The sequence below is a fragment of the Nitratireductor sp. OM-1 genome (assembly GCF_003296175.1).
Taxonomy (GTDB): domain Bacteria; phylum Pseudomonadota; class Alphaproteobacteria; order Rhizobiales; family Rhizobiaceae; genus Nitratireductor; species Nitratireductor aquimarinus.
The window spans coordinates 1,432,591-1,449,496 of record NZ_CP029208.1 but is presented as its reverse complement, the minus strand read 5'-3'; the positions used below and the strand labels follow the sequence as shown (position 1 = coordinate 1,449,496).

Here is a 16,906-nt window from a genome sequence, read left to right as displayed (position 1 = left end):
AGGGTCGTAACCGAGCCATGCAACCCCCGGCCATACTGGAAGCCGCGCTCTATGTAAGTGACCTTGCCGAAGCCGAGCGCTTCTATGGCGAGGCGCTCGGGCTGGAGCGGATTGCAAGGGTCGAGGGCAGGCATGTGTTCTTTCGCTGCGGGCAGACCGTGCTGCTGCTGTTCAACCCGGCGGCAACCGCCGGACCACCCGCAGCCGCCGCACGGCGCGCGCGGACAGGGCCACCTCTGTTTTGCCGCAACTGCCGAAGAGATTGCCCACTGGAAGGCGCATCTCGAATCGGCCGGCATCGCAATCGAAGCGGATTTCGAATGGCCGGGTGGCGGTCGCTCGATCTATTTCCGCGATCCTTCCGGCAATTCGCTCGAATTTGCCGAACCGCGCATCTGGGGACTGACTTGAGACCGATCGACAACAAGACCTTCGTGCTCGCCAGCCATAACAAGGGCAAGCTTCGCGAGTTTTCAGACCTTTTGGCCCCGTTCGGCTACACGGTGCGCTCGGCTGCCGAGCTTGGCCTGCCCGAACCGGAAGAAACCGGCACGACGTTTGAAGAGAACGCCCGCATCAAGGCGCTTGCCGCCGCCGAGGCCACCGGCCTGCCGGCGCTGTCGGACGATTCCGGCCTCTGCGTGGATGCGCTGGACGGCGCACCCGGCGTCTACACCGCCGACTGGGCGACGAAGGATGACGGCAGCCGCGACTTCATGATGGCCATGGAGAAGACGCAGAAACTGCTTGCCGAAGCTGGCGCGGACACGCCGGAAAAGCGCACCGGCCGCTTCGTGGCGACGCTTTGCCTGTGCTTTCCCGATGGCGAGACCGAATATTTCCGCGGTGAAGCCGAAGGCCATCTGGTCTGGCCGCCGCGCGGCACGGACGGGTTCGGCTATGATCCGGTGTTCCAGCCCGAGGGCTATGAAGTCACCTTCGGCGAGATGACGGCCGAGGAGAAGCACGGCTGGAAGCCCGGCGACGAGCACGCCCTCTCCCACCGCGCCCGCGCGTTCCAGAAGTTCGCCCGGGCAAGGCTGGGCGCCGCGTGATCACCCCGCTCGATAGGACGCCGGGCTTCGGCATCTATCTGCATTGGCCGTTCTGCGCGGCCAAATGCCCCTATTGCGACTTCAACAGCCATGTGCGCCACCAGCCGGTGGATCAGGAGCGCTTTGCCGCCGCCTTTGAGCGCGAGCTTGCCACCATGCGCGCCCGCACTGGGCCGCGCACCGTCACCAGCATCTTTCTGGGCGGGGGCACGCCCTCGCTGATGGAGCCGCGCACGGTCGGCGCGCTGCTCGACGCGGTCGCCGCCAACTGGAATGTTCCCGACGGCATCGAGGTGACGCTGGAGGCCAATCCGAGCTCCGTGGAGGCCGACCGTTTTCGCGGCTACCGCGCTGCCGGCGTCAACCGGGTTTCGCTCGGCGTGCAGGCGCTCAACGATCGCGATCTCAAATTTCTCGGCCGCCTGCACAATGTGGAAGAGGCGCTGAAGGCCATCGGCCTTGCCCGCGAGACCTTCCCGCGCCTTTCCTTCGACCTGATCTACGCGCGCCCCGGCCAGAGCGAGGAAGCCTGGGCCGAAGAGCTCAGACAGGCGATCGGCCATGCCGCCGACCACCTGTCGCTCTACCAGCTCACCATCGAGGAAGGCACGCGCTTCCAGCTTCTCCATGCCGCCGGCAAGCTCGACATGCCCGATGGCGACCACGCCGCGCGGCTCTACGAGATCACGCAGGAGGTGACGGCGGCGCACGGCCTGCCGGCCTATGAGATTTCCAACCATGCCCGCCCCGGCGCGGAAAGCCGCCACAACCTCGTTTACTGGCGCTATGGCGAATATGTCGGCGTCGGCCCCGGCGCCCATGGCCGTTTCATCGAGAATGGCCGCCGCCATGTGACCTTCACCGAGAAGATGCCGGAAACCTGGCTGGAGCGGGTGGAGACCAAGGGCCATGGCGTGATCGGCGGCGAGGTGCTGACGCATGACGAGGAAGCCGACGAGTTCCTGCTGATGGGCCTGCGCCTTGTCGAGGGCATCGACCTGCCGCGCTACGAGGCGCTTTCCGGTCGCGCGCTTTCAAACAGCCGCATCGCCGTATTGCAGGAAGAGGGCCTTGTCGAGCCCATCGGCAACACCCGCCTGCGCGCCACCCCGCAGGGCATGATCGTGCTGGATGCGGTCGTGGCCGATCTGGCGCGCGAATAGGCCGGCATTCGCGGGTCTCAGAAACCGATTGCAGCATATGGCAGGAGCGAATGCGCCTGCCGCCGCCTCGCCTTGTTGCCTCGCCGGTGGCCCGCTATAGCTCGGGGCCTGGGAAGAGGAGACGATTGATGGCAGAGCTGACGCTGACGACGTTCGACTGGGTGCCCGAGCTGCCGCGCGGCTATGTGCGCGACCTAAGGATAAGATGGGCTCTGGAAGAGGCCGGCCTGCCTTACCGCGTGGAAAGCGCGGCGTTCAGCGACCGGCAGCCCGGGCATTTCTCGCACCAGCCCTTCGGGCAGGTGCCGTGGCTGACGGATGGCGACACCTCGATCTTCGAAAGCGGCGCGATCCTGCTGCATCTGGGCGAAAAGAGCGATGCCCTCATGCCCACGGATGAAAAGGGCCGCAGCGAAACCATCGCCTGGCTGTTTGCAGCGCTGAATTCGGTCGAGGCGGCAAGCCTGCCCTGGACGATCTTTCAGTTTCACGGCCTTGCCGGCGACACGCCCGGCTGGAAGCCCCTCAACGACTTCCTGAACGCCCGCCTGAAGCACATGGAGAGCGTTCTGGCTGACCGCGAATGGCTGGCGGACAGCTTTTCCATCGCAGATATCGCCATGGCCGATGTGCTGCGACTGGTCGACCGTTTCGACGGGCTGGCGGGTTATCCGGCCTGCCGCGACTATGTCACCCGCGCCACCGCCCGCCCGGCCTTTGCGAAGGCGCATGCCGACCAGATCGCGCATTTCGCCGCCGCAGACTGAGCCGACGCTCCATCAAAGGACGGTCTAGAAAGACCCGCCGAACCGGGTTGGCGCTGCATCGATGACCTGTGGGCGACCCTCACGCACCTCGTAGACCGCATAGCCGCGCTCGGTCGTGCCATCGCCATTGAAGCGGAACAGCCCGGTATAGCCATTGAAGCCAACCGGCGTTTCAAGCGCATGGCGCTGAACGCCGCCGCCGCCCTTTGCAATGTTGGCCACCAGAACGACCGTGTCATAGGCGAGCGCCGATGTGAGCGAGGGCTCGGCCCCGAAGCGCGCCTGATAGCGCTGCTTGTAGGTGTTGACGCGCGCCTGATCCGTATCGGCGAACCACGCACCCTGAAGCGCGGGATCGGCGAGGTTGGCGCTCGTCCACTGCCCGGTTCCGAGGATCTTCTTGTTGGAAACGTCGATGCCGGTTTCCGTCATGGTGGTGACGATTGTCGCCGGGCTGCTGCCGCCATCGGGAATGAACACCGCATCGGCGGCCCGCACGGCATCAGCCACGCTCTGCACGGCTTCATAGACGGACATGTTGTCATAGGCGTAGCGCGCCACCGCCGTCAGCTCACCGCCGGTTTGCTGCATGGTGCGCCGCGCCTCGGCCTCGGCGAGGTCGCCCGCCGCCCCTTCCGGCAGGATCGCCACAACGGAACGCACGCCCTGACCGGCGGCATAGGTGAGCGTGCGGTTCACGACGCCCTGCGGCAGGAATGAGTTGAGGTAGACGCCCGGCGAAGCAGCCGCACGGTCCGACGAGAATGCGATCATCGGCGTCTGTGTTGCCTGCAACGCCGGCGTTGCAGCGCGAACATTGGCCGAGAAGAGCGGCCCCAGAACGGCAGACGCGCCTTCCGTCAGCGCCTGCGTGGCGGCGGCGGTCGCGCCTTCAGTCGTGCCGCCCGTGTCCTTGACCACGAGTTCCAGCGTCTGCATGCCGCTGTCGTCCATCGCCAGCAGGGCCGCGTTCTTGAGTTCGGCGGCGATGCGGCTTGCGTTGCCCTCACCCGTCAGCGGCAGGAGAAGCGCCACCCGCGTATCGCCCGAGCCGATCACCTCGCCCGTGGCCGGCTGACGCGGGGCATTGTCCGCGAAAGGCTGGTTGAAGCCGCTCTGGCCATTCGTCTGCGGCACGCCGTAAGGCACATCGCTGCCCATGCAGCCGCCAAGCGCCAGAAGCGCTGCAAGCGCGCCCGTGAGAAACCCGGCCCTGCGACCGGGCATTGTCCATAACTTCATTACCGCATCCGTCCCAAATTGAGCGCGCGACTTTGCAACCCTCATGTCGGCATGTCAAAGAGATGAGCGAATAAGGACCAATGAGCTATGGATAACCCGCGCGTGGAGAAAAGTTTCGTCGTCGGCAACGCCCGTATCGGCGCCGACCCGCTGGAGCCCGCGCTCTATCTGGTGGCGACGCCCATCGGCAATCTGGGCGACATCACGCTGCGCGCGCTCCACATTCTGGCGGGCGCGGACATCGTTGCCTGCGAAGACACCCGCGTCTCGCGCGTGCTGATGGCGCGCTATGGCATCAGCCACAGCCTCACCGCCTATCACGAGCACAATGCGCGCGAGGCAGGGCCCCGCCTGCTGGCCGCCATCGAGGATGGCAAGAGCGTCGCGTTGATCTCCGACGCCGGCACGCCGCTTGTCTCCGACCCCGGTTACAGGCTTGTCGATCAGGCCGTTGAAAAGGGGCTGCGCGTCGTTCCCATTCCCGGCCCCTCGGCGGTGCTGACGGCGCTTTCAGCCTCCGGCCTGCCAACGGATGCCTTTCTCTTCGGCGGCTTTCTGCCGGTCAAGGAAGGCCAGCGCCGCGCGCGGCTCGAAACCTTCCGCCAGACGCCGGCCACGCTGATCTTCTTCGAATCCCCGCGCCGGCTGGCCGACAGCCTTGCCAGCATGGCGGCAACACTGGGAGCGGACCGCTCCGCCTGCGTCGCGCGGGAACTCACCAAGACTTTTGAAGAGTTCCGCCGCGGCACACTGGCCGAACTGGCCGAACATTATGCCGAAACCGGCGCACCCAAGGGCGAGGTCGTTGTCTGCATCGGGCCGCCGCAGGAAGAGGAAAGCGTCAGCGCCGAGGATGTCGACCGGCTGCTTCTGTCGCTCTCCACCGAAATGTCGGCCTCCAAGGCCGCCGGCGAGGCGGCGCGCATGACGGGCGGCCGCAAATCCGAACTTTATCAGAGGCTTCTGGCGCTGAAGGCCGAAAGCGATGCCGGCTGAGGCGCGGCGCAAGGCCTACAGGCTCGGCCATCGCGGCGAATGGTTCGCAGCAATGGCCCTGCGCCTCAAGGGCTACCGCATTCTGGCCCGGCGCTACCGCACGAAACTCGGCGAGATAGACCTGATCGCCCGGCGCGGCGATGTGGTCGCGATTGTCGAGGTCAAGGCGCGGCCGACGCTGGAACAGGCAATGGACGCGGTCGGCTATCAGGCGCAGATCCGCATCGAACACGCCGCCGATCTGTGGCTTGGCCGCCAGCCCGACCACGCCCGCCTTTCGCTCCGCTTCGACCTCGTCGCCATCCTCCCCCGCCGCTGGCCGGTGCATGTGGAGAATGTGTTTCAGGGGGGATAGTTTTCACCCCTTGCGCCTCCTCAGCGCCGGCTCACCCGCATGGGCAGGCCGCCCTGTGGCTGGGTGGTCAGTTTCTGAACCGGCCATGGCTTCGTTTCCGGCAGCGTGTCGAAACGGAAGCGGGAAAGCAGGATGGCGAGCGCTATGACGGCCTCCTGCATGGCGAAAGTGGCCCCGATGCACACGCGCGGCCCCGCGCCGAAGGGCAGATACTGATAGCGGTCGAGCGTCTCCCGGTTGCCCGGATGGAAGCGCGACGGGATGAAGGCGTCGGGATTGTCCCACAGCGTCCGGTGGCGATGCACCGTCCATGGCATGACAAGCACCTGCGCGCCCTTCACGATGGTCAGGTCTTGGTAGCGATCCTCCGCGATTGCCTCGCGGTTGATCGAAGGTGCAGGCGGATAAAGCCGCAACGCCTCCTCGAAGGCGGCGCGCGTCAGCGGCATGGCGTCGAGCCAGTTGACCGGATCGGGCTCGCGGGCGAGCACCGCATCGATCTCGGCTTCCACCTTCTCGCGCTCCCAGGGGGCTTCGGCGAGACAGTAGATGGTCCAGCCCAGCGCCCGCGCCGTGGTCTCGTGACCGGCGCCGATGAAGGTGATGATGTTGTCCTCGATCTCCTCGCGCGTCAGCCCTTCCGGCCCTTCGGCGCGCAGGAGAAGCGTGAGGAAGTCTTCCGGCACATCGCTGCCGCGCGCCATCTTCTCTTTCCGTAGAGTCATGGTCTCGGCCACGATGTTGCGGAAGAAGGTGAGCGAGTTGCGCCCCAGAAGGCGCGTGATGCGGGGCAGCCAGTCCGGCGCGCCCAGAAGATCCAGCGGATCGACGCGGCCCATCGTTTCAAACAGGCGATCCACCTGTTCGGCGAAACTGCCCGGCTCGCCCGCAATTTCGCCGGAGAAAAGCGTCTCCGCCAGAATGTCGAAGGTCAGGAGCGTCATGTCGCGCGACACATCCACCGGCCCTGCCGCATCTTCATAGCGTTCGACGAAGGCGCGGCTGCGCTCCAGCATCGGCTTTGCGAAACCGGCAATGTGGCGCGGCGTGAAGACCGGGGCCATGGCCTTGCGCGAACGCCGCCATACGGCCCCTTCCGCCGTCAGAAGACCGTCGCGCAGGATCGGGCGAAGGATCTTCTGGCGCACCCGCGCCATCTTGTAGTTTTTCGCATTGTCAACGAGCACATGCCGGATCAACCCCGGATCATTGGCGATGACCAGCGGCCCGCCAATCGTGTTCTCAATGTTGATCCATGGTTCGTTGTAGGAAGGCTCGCCCCACAGTTCGAGCGGATTGCGATAAACGATCCGCATCATCTCGAGCGTGGAGGGCGGCTTGGTGCGCGGGCTGGGCGCCGGCGGCACAAAGGGGGCGGGCTGGCTTTCCATGATCGCTTCCTTTCCCGCTTAATCTAGTGCCTGTCATACAGCGCTTCAATTTGGGCGCGGCTATGAAAAGGCGGGAACTTCATCACCGCTCGCGCATTGTTGAGACACCTAGGCCGATGAAGACAAACCGGAGTGCACTCCGCAGAGATGCGGAAGGATAAGTCATGAATTGGAATCAGATCGAAGGCAATTGGGAACAGTTCAAGGGCAAGGTCCAGCAGAACTGGGGCAAGCTCACCAATGACGATCTCGACGTGGTGCGCGGCAACCGCAAGGAGCTCGCCGGCAAGCTGCAGGAGCGCTACGGCAAAGCGCAGGAAGAGGCCGAGCGCGAGATCGACGACTGGCTTTCGCGCCACTGAGCGCACGCACTGACTGCGCCCACTGACCGCGCTTTGAGACATCCCTGCCCCAAAGCAAAAAGCCCCGGCAATGCCGGGGCTTTTTTTGGATGAGATCCTGGATCAGTGGTTTTCGTGCTGTTCGCCCGAACCACCGACGGCCACAATGTTGTAGGGCATGCCCTCAACGGCAATGTCGCGCGCCTTCTCGAAGGTATCTGCGTCGACCGCACGGATAACGCTCTTGAGCGGGTCGGTGACCATGATCTCCTCAGCCGTGACGGCGATGCGCGGACGCGGATCGGACCAGTGGCCATCCATCGAATAGGCTGCCGTCAGCTCAACCGACTTGTCGATCTTGCCCGAAAACACATTGATGCGGTTCAGCTTGCCATCCTCGGTGAAGACATAGGCGAACTTCGGACGCACCGGGTCTACCACGAAGTGCACGGCGCGCACCGGCAGTTCGATCAGGCGGAAGGCATCTTCGTCTTCCGGGTCGATCAGGACGAGGTTCGACTTGCCGAAATTGCCGAGGAAGTACTGCAGCGCCTTGCCGCCGGCGAGCGTTGAGACCTTCAGATCGTCGGGCAGCGACTTCGTGTAGGCGAGATGCTGGATCACGGGCGCGGCACTGCGGCTTCCCGAAACCAGGAGCAGGCCCGTATCGCAGGCGATGGCCGTGATGTTGCCGGAGGTGGCTTCACCATGCAGGCCCGGGCAGGCCGCGGCATCCCCCACGGCTTCTCCCTTGGCGTCCACCACCTGCACACCCTCGGGCAGCTCGCTCGGATCCTTGCTGTTGGGAACGGTCGCGATGGCGTGCGCGCCATAGGGAATGACGACGCCATGGTGCGGTGCGGAGGTCTTCAGCTCGCGGAATTCGGGCTTGCCGTCCTGCACCTGCTTTTCCGAAACCACGCGGGCCACGCCCTCGCCATCGAAGAACAGGGCGATCTCGCCATAATGGGAGACGAAATGCACCGGCCGGTCGCCATCGACGGAACCGTCGAGCGCCTTGGGAGCGCTGACTTCCATGTCGGCATGATCGCCGTGGTCGTCGAAATGAATGCCGCTGGAGAACGCCGTCACCGTGTTGGCGTCACGCTGGACGGCAAAGACGGTCTCATTGCTCTCCGTGGCGTAGACGCGCGCAGGAGACTTGAGCGAGAAGGTTTCAATCGTCTCGCCCTTTTCCGCATCAAGCACACGAAGCTCCGGCGCGGAGTGGTCGGCGACGAACAGCCGCCAGGCCTCGTGCTCATCGGCGTGGGCCGGATGCAGCGCGGCGAGCGCCGCACCTGCGCTCAAAAGCCCTGCACGCAGAAGGACTATGGAAGGACGCATCGTTTCTCTCCTATTTGTTATAACGTTACTGATTTTGAACAAGAAAAAGCCGGCTTTCTCCCCGGTAGAGAACCGGGCCCAGGCAAGTCTGGAAACTCATGGCCACCCCAGAGGCGGGCGGCTACTGAAACGGGTTTTGGCACGGGGCCGTCATCCGGCCGGGCTGGTAATGGGCTCGGAACCCGGCCGGATGAGCGGGCCTGGAAGCAATCGCCTCCATGCCCCTGAACCTATTTCGTGAGACAGGTCTTCAGCGAGGCCGCCATGCCGCGCATCAGCTCGAAATAGAGATCCTTGCCATCTTCGATCTCGGCGCCCAGCGGATCGAGCACACCGGATTTCGCGTCAGTGCCTTCGGTGACCACCTCCACGAGACGCGGCTCGAACTGGGGCTCGGCGAAGACGCAGGCCGCGTCAAGCTCACGCACCTTGGTGCGGATTTCATCGACACGCTGCGCACCGGGAATGATCTCGGGGCTGACGGTGATGGAACCGGCTGCCGCAAGGCCGAACTGCTTCTCGAAATACTGATAGGCATCGTGGAACACGATGAAGGGACGGTCTTTGACGGGCTCCAGCTCGGCGGAAAGCTCGGTCTGGAGCGCCGCGATGCGCTCGTTGAGTGCGGCGGCATTGGCCGCATAGGCAGATGCGTTCTCCGCATCGGCCGCACTGAGCGCCTCGGCAATGGCGCTCACCATGATCTTCGCATTGTCCGGGTCAAGCCAGAGATGCGCGTCGGGACCATGATCATGGGCGTGATCGTGGCCGTCTTCTTCCGCTTCGTGGCCGTGGTCGTCATGGTCATCATGATCGTCGCCATGCGAGTGCGCTTCGAACGCGCCGCCCTCGCGCATCTCGAGCAGGGTCAGGCCCTCGCTGTCGGAAAGCGCCACCTGCGTCGCCTCGCCGGCCAGCGTTTCCAGCGGCTTTTCAAGGAAGACTTCAAGGCCCGGCCCGACCCAGAACACCAGATCCGCGTTGGCCAGCATGCGCGCCTGCGACGGGCGCATCGAATAGGTATGCGGCGAACCGGCGCCCTGCAGGATGAGCGCCGGCTCGCCTACGCCCTCCATCACCCCGGCCACGAGAGAGTGCACGGGCTTGATGGACGTGACGACCTGCATGTCGGCGGCGAAAGCTCCGGTCAACGCGCCCGGCGTCAACAGCGCAAGGGAGGATGCGGCTGCGGCGAGCGAAAGGCGAAACGACTTCATGGAAGGCTCCTGTAGGCATTGAACGGACGGACATGGCATGCACGCCCAACCTTCACCACTTCGGTGAATGTTATGACATTACATATCCTTGCGTTACGCTATAACGTGTGCCATATCCGCTGACAAGTCGGAAAAATCACATGCTGAAAAAACAAAGCCCCTCCCCCGAAACCGCCGGTGAAATGCTGGTGGAGATGCACAATGCCGGCGTGAGCCGCAGCGGGCGCTGGCTGGTGCGCGGCGTCGACCTTTCGGTGCGGCGCGGCGAAATCGTCACGCTGATCGGCCCCAATGGCTCGGGCAAGAGCACCACCGCGAAGACGGCCATCGGCGTCATCCAGCCGAACGAGGGGCATGTGCATCGCGCGCCGGGTCTCAGGGTAGGTTATGTGCCGCAGAAAGTGGCCATCGACTGGACGCTGCCGCTGACCGTCGAGCGCCTGATGACGCTGACCGCGCCGGCCGGCAGCGCCGAGATCAAGGCAGCGCTCGCGGCAGCGGGCGTGGCGCATCTGGCGGGACGCCAGGTGGCCGCCCTTTCCGGTGGCGAGTTTCAGCGCGCGCTTCTGGCCCGCGCCATGCTGCGCAAGCCGGACCTGCTGGTGCTCGACGAGCCCGTTCAGGGCGTCGACTTTACCGGCGAGGCCGCGCTTTACGAACTCATTCGCGAGATCCGCGACCGCACCGGCTGCGGCATCCTGATGATCTCGCACGACCTGCACATCGTCATGGCCGACACGGATACGGTGATCTGCCTGAACGGCCATGTGTGCTGCCGCGGCGCGCCGCAAAGCGTCATGGACAGCCCCGAATACCGCAAACTTTTCGGCACGCGTGCGGCGGAAGCGCTGGCGCTCTACCGCCATCACCACGACCACACGCATCTGGCCGACGGGCGCGTGCGCCATGCCGATGGCACCATCACCGAGCACTGCCATCCCGAGGATGGTCACCACCATCACGACCATGCGTGCGACGCCAGCGCGCCGGCGAAGGGAGCAAACAATGCTCGATGATTTCTTCACCCGCGCGCTTGTGGCCGGTGTCGGCCTTGCCCTGGTAACCGGCCCGCTTGGCTGTTTCGTCGTGTGGCGGCGCATGGCCTATTTCGGCGATACCATGGCGCACTCCGCGCTTCTGGGCGTCGCACTGTCGCTGGTCATGGAAATCAACCTGATGGTCGGCGTGTTTCTGGTGGCCGCGCTCGCCTCGGTGGCGCTCATCATCATGGAGCGGCGTCGCGCGCTCTCCACCGACGCCCTGCTCGGCATTCTCTCGCACTCGACACTGGCGCTCGGCCTCGTCATGGTGGCCTTCATGACGTGGGTGCGCGTGGATCTGATGGGCTTTCTGTTCGGCGACATTCTCGCCGTCTCGAAACTCGACATCGCCGTCATCTATGGCGGCGGCGCGGTTGTTCTCGGGCTGCTGATCTGGCTCTGGCGGCCGCTTCTGGCAGCCACCGTCAACACCGACATCGCGCAGGCCGAGGGGCTGAAACCCGAGCGCTCGCGCCTGATCTTCATGCTCCTCATGGCGGCGGTCATCGCCATCGCCATGAAGCTGGTGGGCATTCTGCTCATCACCGCGCTGCTCATCATTCCCGCCGCCACCGCCCGCCGCTTTGCCGGCGGGCCGGAGATGATGGCCGTTCTGGCCGCCATTGCCGGTGCACTTTCGGTCATCGGTGGGCTGACGGCGTCGCTGCAATTCGATACACCGTCCGGACCTTCCATAGTGGTGGCTGCGCTGGCGCTGTTTCTCGTCAGTCTCATGCCGTCGCCACGGGCAGAAACCGATGATCGCGCAACGGAGACCAAGCCATGAGTGCCGACCTGACACGCAACCAGGCGCTGGTGATGAAAACGCTCTCCGGCGCAGAGGCTCCTCTCAGCGCCTACACGATCCTCGACCGGCTGCGCGGCGATGGCCTGCGCGCGCCGCTGCAGGTCTATCGTGCGCTCGACAAGCTGACCGAGATGGGCCTTGTGCACCGGCTGGAAAGCCTAAACGCTTTCGTCGCCTGTGCGCACCCGAACTGTCACGAAAAGGAACTGATCGCCTTTGCCATCTGCGAGGCCTGCGGCAAGGTGGAAGAATTTTCCGACGAGATTGTGAAGGACCGGCTCGACGGCTGGGCCAGAAGCCACCGCTTCAAGCCGGCCAAGACCACGATAGAGATCCGCGGCAATTGCGGATCATGCGTGGCGAAGGCCTAGAGAGCCTCTCCATCGCCCGGCGGCTGCAAAAGCAGCGCCTTGGCCCTTGCCGTTCTGGGATTGCGCATCGCGCTTTTGAGCCACAGCAGGTAATAGGCGATTTCAGGATTGCCGCGTGGCCCTGCGATCACGTCCAGCGCACCGGAGCGCAGATGCGCGGCCACCAGATAGCGCGGCAGAACGCTCCAGCCGAATCCTTCGACCACGAAGTTCCTGAGCGCTCTCAGATCGGGCGTCGTGACCGCCTCTTCCGCATTGCCGATGGACATCTGATTGTGCTCGATCCACATGCGGATCAGATAGCGCTGCAGATCATAGGAGAGGAACGGAACCTCCTGCAGCGCTTCCGATAGCGCCGTTTCACGCCCGATCCGCTCCACGACCTCAGGCGCAGCCACCAGCAGCAGTTCCTCACGGCCATAGAGCGCAGCCTCGATCCGTGGATCATCCGGCACCTTGACCGCAAAGGCGAAGTCTGACCGCCCCTCGACCAGCATGCGGGGTGGCTCGTCATCAACGGCGGGGTGAAGCTGCACCGCCAGATTGCTGTGCATCAGGGTCTTGATCCGGTCGGTAATGAGATCGGACAGAATGTCCGACGGGCCGCAGAGATGGATCGTGCCGGAAACACGCATGGAGCGCGCCCGCACCTCCGCCAGAACATTCTCCGCCACATCGATGGCGCCGGTGACGCGGCTGGCCAGTTCGTCGGCAATGACCGTCGGCGTCACGCCACGGGCGTGGCGCGTGAAAAGCTTGCGCTCAAGCTGCGCTTCAAGACTGGCGATATGCCCGGTGACGGCTGGCTGGGTGAGCCCAAGCTCATGCGCGGCCCGACTGACAGAACCCTGGCGGTAGACCTCGACGAAGCTTCTCAGATGCGTGATCGACATGTTCGAGGCATAACATATCTTATGCCTATTCAAAAATCCGATAATTGGTTTTCTGGCATGGCAACACCGATCTTCAGGTCACGGGCAGCGATGAGGCTGCCGAAGAAATTGTCTGACCAAGGAGATCATGATGTCCAAGCTTGTCGCGATCAGTTTCAAGGATGATGCAACGGCCTTCGCCCTGCGTTCGGATCTGGCTGCCATGCAGTCCGATTATCTGCTCGCCCTGGACGACATTGTCGTCGTGACCAAGGACGAGAAGGGCAAGCCCAAACTGCACCAGCCCGTCAGCTTGACCGGGGCCGGCGCCCTGAGCGGCGGCTGGTGGGGCACGCTCATCGGCTTCCTTTTCCTCGCCCCTCTGGCCGGCCTCGTGATCGGTGCGGGCACCGGCGCACTGGCTGGCAAGTTCACGGATATCGGCATCGATGACCGCTTCATGCGCGATGTCGCCGCGAGCCTGGAGAAGGACGAAGCCATGGTGTTCATGCTCGTCCGCGATGTGACAATCGACAAGGTGATGGACGGTCTGAGCGCCTATCGCGGCAAGGGCAGGATCCACACGACCTCGCTCTCCCGCCGCGATGAAGATGAACTCAGGAAGCTTATCGAAGCCGCCTGACCAGACCCTCAACCCCCTATTTCCCCCAACCCCAATTGAAAGGACAGGATCATGTCCGACAACAAAGTTGCCATCGTCACCGGTGGCGGAACCGGCCTTGGCCGCGCCATCGCGATACGTTTTGCCGAAGACGGCTTCTCGGTCGTCGTCAACGGTCGCGAACAGTCCAACCTTGATGAGATGGTCGCAAAGCTCGGCCCGGAACGGGCCATGGCCGTCGCTGCGGATATCTCCGTGAAGGCGGAAGCAGAACGCCTGATCTCCGAGACCCTGACGCGCTTCGGGCGCATCGACGTTCTCGTCAACAATGCCGGCGTGGCCAATCCGGGAACGGTGGACACGCTGAGCGACGACGATTTCGAAGCCATGCTGGCCATCAATGTCAGCGGCCTGCGTCACGTCTCTCTTGCAGCCCTTCCCGCCCTGCGCCGGTCGGGAGGCAACATCGTCAACATGTCGTCCGTTTCGGGCATGCGCGCCGACTGGGGCATGTATGGCTACAACGCCTCGAAGGGTGCCGTGACGCTGATGACGCAGGGCATGGCGCTGGAACTCGGGCCGAAAGGCGTGCGCGTCAACGCAGTGGCCCCTGCTACGGCGAACACACGCCTGGTCAACGGCCTGAAAGGCAAGCGCGGCGCGCTGGAGGCCTTTGCGGATCGCATCCCCATGGGCCGGATCGTCGAGCCCTTCGAGGTCGCAAACGCGGTGGCCTTTCTCGCCAGCGATCAGGCAAGCTTCATCACCGGCGTCATTCTGCCGGTCGATGGCGGCCTGACCGCATCGAACGGCCAGCCCAACTTTCTCACCCTGATGGCCTCCTGATCCTGCCGCCGGTGAAAGACAAAAAACCTGCCCCCGCGTCTTTCACCGGCGCTTATCCTTCGCCCTGGAACCGGACCCACGCAATGTCTGAACGCTTTCTGCGCAACACCCTGTTCTTCACGTTTTTCTACAACCTCATGGGCTTCGCCACATTCATGTTCCCCGCACAGTTCGGCGGCATGGCGGCGCTGCCCACGGATGTGCCCTTCCTGTATTCAGGCTTCATCGCGACGAACATTCTGCTGTTTGCCCTTGTCGGCCTTTGGCAGGCCCGCGCGACGACGCTTCACACACCGGTGCTCGTGATCTTTGGTGTGAGCAAGATCGTGTTCTTCGGCCTCATGACAGCCGCCTGGTCTCTTGGTGAAGTCGCATTTGCCGGTGTCGCCATGAGCGCGGTGGATCTGGCGATGGGCGTCATCTTTTTGCGTGGAGCAAAACGGTTCGCTGCGTGAAGCATGCCTATCGCGGTGCAGGCAGGTCCCAGTCCCGGTAAAGCGCATTGAGCGCACCCGCCGTGTGGCACTCGACGGCGGGCAGACCGGAGCCACGCACGACCTCGGCATATTTGGCGTCGCTGTTGCGGGTCTTCACGAGGATCCAGTGGATCATCGCCCACTTCACGCTGTCCTGCGCGCCTTCCAGATGTCCCGCGCGATCAGACCGGTTGGCGAGCGTGCGTCTGAAATAGCGCGCAATGCGCAGCCACGGGCTGGACGTGACCAGAATGACGCCGGTTGCCCGCGCCAGACGCTGCGGCATCAGGCGCGAGTAATTGCCTTCCATCACCCAGCCATCTTCAAGAATGGCCGCATCGTGCAGCGCCGCGAACTCGGCCTCCGGTCGCGGCTGCCAGTCGGTGTTTGGCAGGTGCTGCAGCTGATCGAGATGAACCGGCGGCACGCCAAGTTTTTCGGAAAGGGCGATGGCCAGCGTCGACTTGCCCGCATTGGACGGACCGAGGATCGCTATGCGCTCTCCAAGCGAAGACAGGGGCAGCATGTGGGACACCCATTGGCCGTGAGGCAAGGAAGCGCGATGAGCGAAGGACGCACCGGACCCCGGCGCGCCCGTCATTCTTCCCGCACTTGCCTACTCGCCTTTTTCGACGTGGTTGTTGCGCAGCCGCGTAACGGCGTTGCCATGCGCATCGAAGCCCTCATAACGGGCAAAGCGCAGCGTATGAGGCGCAAACTCCGCATAGCCCTGTGCGGTCACGTGACCGATGGACGAGGTCTTCATGAAGTCGTGCACGCCGAGCGGCGAATGCGCCCGCGCCATGCCCGACGTCGGCAGAACGGCGTTCGGCCCCATCGCGTAATTGGCCATGGACCCCGCCGCATATTCGCCCAGCAGGATTTCCGACGCATTGCGCACGTGCGACAGATATTCGAACGGCGTCTTGGACAGGATCTGAAGGTGCTCCGGCGCGTAATCGTTGACGAAGGCGAACGCCTCTTCCGGCGTGTCCGCCAGAACGATGCCACCGCTTGTGCCGCCCAGAACATCGGAGGAGTAGCGCACGCGCTCGGCGCTCATCTCCGCCCAGTATTTCGGCAGCGCATCGCGCACCTTTTCTGCAACCTCGCGCGACCAGGTGACGAAGAAGTTGGAGCTGTCGCTGCCGTGTTCGGCCTCGACCAGCAGGTCGAGCGCCGCGATCTCGGGATCGGCGCTCTCATCAGCGAGCACGATGCTCTCGGTCGGGCCGGCGGGAAGCCGCGAGGCGATCTGCCCCTGAAGCAGCCGCTTGGCAGCGGCGATCCACGGGCTGCCGGGACCTTCGAACTTGGCGCAGCGCGGCACCGTGTCCGTGCCGAATGCGGCAGCAGCAACCGCCTGACCGCCACCGGCCTTGTAGACATGCTTCACGCCGGCAATGCGCGCGGCAACCAGCGTCGCCGCATCCACCTTGCCGTCCGGTCCGGGCGGGGTGAGCACGATGGGCATCGGCACGCCGGCCACCACGGCCGGGATCGCCGTCATGAGCGTCATGGAGGGGAAGGTGCCCTTGCCGCGCGGCGAATAGAGCGCAACGCTGTCAATGGGCGTGGCGCGCTCGCCCACCAGAACGCCGGGGCGGATTTCCTTCATCCACATTTCCTGCGGGCGCTGCGCCTCGTGGAAACGGCGAATGTTGTCGGCGCAGAATTCCAGCGTCTCGATCATCTCCGGATCGAGCGTCTTGAACGCAGCGTCGAAATCCTCTTCCGTCGCAGCGATCGCGTCCGGCTCGACCTGGGCCTTGTCGAACATGCGCGCGAAGCGGGCCAGCGCCACATCGCCTTCCTTGCGCACCGCCTCGATGATGGGCGCGACATTCTCCAGGAAATGGGTGAGATCGTCTTCCGTTCGTGTGAGGAGCGTCTTGCGCTCTTCAGCAGACAGTTTCGACAGTTCGTGCCAGGCAACGCGGTTCGACATTTTCATCCACCAGTTCAAAGGATGCGTTTCGGCGCCACGTATAAATCAT

The 16,906-nt window shown here is 64.2% G+C and carries 19 protein-coding genes and 1 pseudogene; 13 read left to right on the top strand and 7 right to left on the bottom strand.

The annotated features are described in order from the left end of the window. Window positions 1-17 precede the first annotated feature (17 nt). The 4 genes and pseudogenes from DEJ54_RS06920 (at window position 18) to DEJ54_RS06905 (ending at window position 2,985) form a co-directional block, all read left to right on the top strand. A pseudogene (locus DEJ54_RS06920) lies at window positions 18-411 on the top strand (VOC family protein). After that, entirely contained in the window at window positions 408-1,055 is a 648-nt protein-coding gene (rdgB, locus tag DEJ54_RS06915; RefSeq protein ID WP_113153918.1) for an RdgB/HAM1 family non-canonical purine NTP pyrophosphatase, read from the top strand. Before DEJ54_RS06920 ends, rdgB begins: the two are co-directional and overlap by 4 nt. Then, window positions 1,052-2,218, top strand: coding sequence for a radical SAM family heme chaperone HemW (hemW, locus tag DEJ54_RS06910; protein WP_113153917.1), 1,167 nt, complete (start codon window positions 1,052-1,054; stop codon window positions 2,216-2,218). Before rdgB ends, hemW begins: the two co-directional genes overlap by 4 nt. Before the next feature lie 128 nt (window positions 2,219-2,346). Then, window positions 2,347-2,985 carry a glutathione S-transferase family protein gene (locus tag DEJ54_RS06905; protein WP_113153916.1) on the top strand — a complete coding sequence of 213 codons (639 nt, stop codon included), beginning with the start codon at window positions 2,347-2,349 and terminating at the stop codon, window positions 2,983-2,985. A 24-nt stretch (window positions 2,986-3,009) separates the two neighbouring features. Here the strand turns inward: DEJ54_RS06905 and DEJ54_RS06900 are convergent, their stop codons facing one another. Further along, on the bottom strand, window positions 3,010-4,227 hold the full coding sequence (locus DEJ54_RS06900; RefSeq protein WP_113153915.1) for a penicillin-binding protein activator: 1,218 nt from the start codon (window positions 4,225-4,227) through the stop codon (window positions 3,010-3,012). An 87-nt stretch (window positions 4,228-4,314) separates the two neighbouring features. Between DEJ54_RS06900 and rsmI the strand changes: the two genes are divergently transcribed. Together rsmI and DEJ54_RS06890 are read left to right on the top strand one after the other, a co-directional pair. After that, window positions 4,315-5,223, top strand: coding sequence for a 16S rRNA (cytidine(1402)-2'-O)-methyltransferase (gene rsmI, locus DEJ54_RS06895; protein ID WP_113153914.1), 909 nt, complete (start codon window positions 4,315-4,317; stop codon window positions 5,221-5,223). Continuing rightward, on the top strand, window positions 5,213-5,578 hold the full coding sequence (locus DEJ54_RS06890; RefSeq protein ID WP_113153913.1) for a YraN family protein: 366 nt from the start codon (window positions 5,213-5,215) through the stop codon (window positions 5,576-5,578). Before rsmI ends, DEJ54_RS06890 begins: the two co-directional genes overlap by 11 nt. Before the next feature lie 20 nt (window positions 5,579-5,598). Here the strand turns inward: DEJ54_RS06890 and DEJ54_RS06885 are convergent, their stop codons facing one another. Continuing rightward, window positions 5,599-6,969 carry a cytochrome P450 gene (locus DEJ54_RS06885; RefSeq protein WP_113153912.1) on the bottom strand — a complete coding sequence of 457 codons (1,371 nt, stop codon included), beginning with the start codon at window positions 6,967-6,969 and terminating at the stop codon, window positions 5,599-5,601. 164 nt (window positions 6,970-7,133) lie between these two features. Between DEJ54_RS06885 and DEJ54_RS06880 the strand changes: the two genes are divergently transcribed. After that, window positions 7,134-7,331 (top strand): CsbD family protein, encoded by a 198-nt coding sequence (locus tag DEJ54_RS06880; RefSeq protein ID WP_007008094.1) that lies wholly within the window; start codon window positions 7,134-7,136, stop codon window positions 7,329-7,331. Between the two features lie 102 nt (window positions 7,332-7,433). On the opposite strand, the gene aztD is transcribed toward DEJ54_RS06880, so the two are convergent. Together aztD and znuA are read right to left on the bottom strand one after the other, a co-directional pair. Further along, window positions 7,434-8,657, bottom strand: coding sequence for a zinc metallochaperone AztD (gene aztD / locus DEJ54_RS06875; RefSeq protein ID WP_113153911.1), 1,224 nt, complete (start codon window positions 8,655-8,657; stop codon window positions 7,434-7,436). 230 nt (window positions 8,658-8,887) lie between these two features. Continuing rightward, window positions 8,888-9,874: a zinc ABC transporter substrate-binding protein ZnuA gene (znuA, locus tag DEJ54_RS06870; RefSeq protein ID WP_113153910.1), complete on the bottom strand. Its 987-nt coding sequence runs from the start codon at window positions 9,872-9,874 to the stop codon at window positions 8,888-8,890. 140 nt (window positions 9,875-10,014) lie between these two features. On the opposite strand from znuA, the gene DEJ54_RS06865 reads away from it, so the two are divergent. From DEJ54_RS06865 to DEJ54_RS06855, 3 genes are read left to right on the top strand one after another with little or no spacing between them, the layout of a single operon-like run. Beyond that, window positions 10,015-10,890 (top strand): metal ABC transporter ATP-binding protein, encoded by an 876-nt coding sequence (locus DEJ54_RS06865; protein WP_113153909.1) that lies wholly within the window; start codon window positions 10,015-10,017, stop codon window positions 10,888-10,890. Next, a complete protein-coding gene (znuB, locus tag DEJ54_RS06860) occupies window positions 10,880-11,701 on the top strand; it encodes a zinc ABC transporter permease subunit ZnuB (protein WP_113153908.1) in 822 nt (273 codons plus the stop codon). The genes DEJ54_RS06865 and znuB overlap by 11 nt, the downstream gene beginning before the upstream one ends. Beyond that, window positions 11,698-12,093 (top strand): Fur family transcriptional regulator, encoded by a 396-nt coding sequence (locus DEJ54_RS06855; protein ID WP_113153907.1) that lies wholly within the window; start codon window positions 11,698-11,700, stop codon window positions 12,091-12,093. Before znuB ends, DEJ54_RS06855 begins: the two co-directional genes overlap by 4 nt. Here DEJ54_RS06855 and DEJ54_RS06850 read toward each other — a convergent pair. Beyond that, entirely contained in the window at window positions 12,090-12,986 is an 897-nt protein-coding gene (locus tag DEJ54_RS06850) for a LysR family transcriptional regulator (protein WP_113153906.1), read from the bottom strand. The two genes, DEJ54_RS06855 and DEJ54_RS06850, sit on opposite strands and share 4 nt — an antisense overlap. A 130-nt stretch (window positions 12,987-13,116) precedes the next feature. On the opposite strand from DEJ54_RS06850, the gene DEJ54_RS06845 reads away from it, so the two are divergent. The 3 genes from DEJ54_RS06845 (at window position 13,117) to DEJ54_RS06835 (ending at window position 14,888) form a co-directional block, all read left to right on the top strand. Next, window positions 13,117-13,608, top strand: coding sequence for a DUF1269 domain-containing protein (locus DEJ54_RS06845; protein ID WP_113156136.1), 492 nt, complete (start codon window positions 13,117-13,119; stop codon window positions 13,606-13,608). Between the two features lie 51 nt (window positions 13,609-13,659). Continuing rightward, window positions 13,660-14,433 (top strand): SDR family NAD(P)-dependent oxidoreductase, encoded by a 774-nt coding sequence (locus tag DEJ54_RS06840; protein WP_113153905.1) that lies wholly within the window; start codon window positions 13,660-13,662, stop codon window positions 14,431-14,433. Between the two features lie 83 nt (window positions 14,434-14,516). Next, on the top strand, window positions 14,517-14,888 hold the full coding sequence (locus DEJ54_RS06835; RefSeq protein WP_113153904.1) for a hypothetical protein: 372 nt from the start codon (window positions 14,517-14,519) through the stop codon (window positions 14,886-14,888). Between the two features lie 7 nt (window positions 14,889-14,895). On the opposite strand, the gene DEJ54_RS06830 is transcribed toward DEJ54_RS06835, so the two are convergent. Beyond that, window positions 14,896-15,435, bottom strand: a complete 540-nt coding sequence (locus tag DEJ54_RS06830; protein ID WP_113153903.1) for an AAA family ATPase — start codon at window positions 15,433-15,435, stop codon at window positions 14,896-14,898. A 90-nt stretch (window positions 15,436-15,525) separates the two neighbouring features. Beyond that, a complete protein-coding gene (gene hisD, locus DEJ54_RS06825; RefSeq protein ID WP_113156135.1) occupies window positions 15,526-16,857 on the bottom strand; it encodes a histidinol dehydrogenase in 1,332 nt (443 codons plus the stop codon). Between the last annotated feature and the right edge of the window lie 49 nt (window positions 16,858-16,906).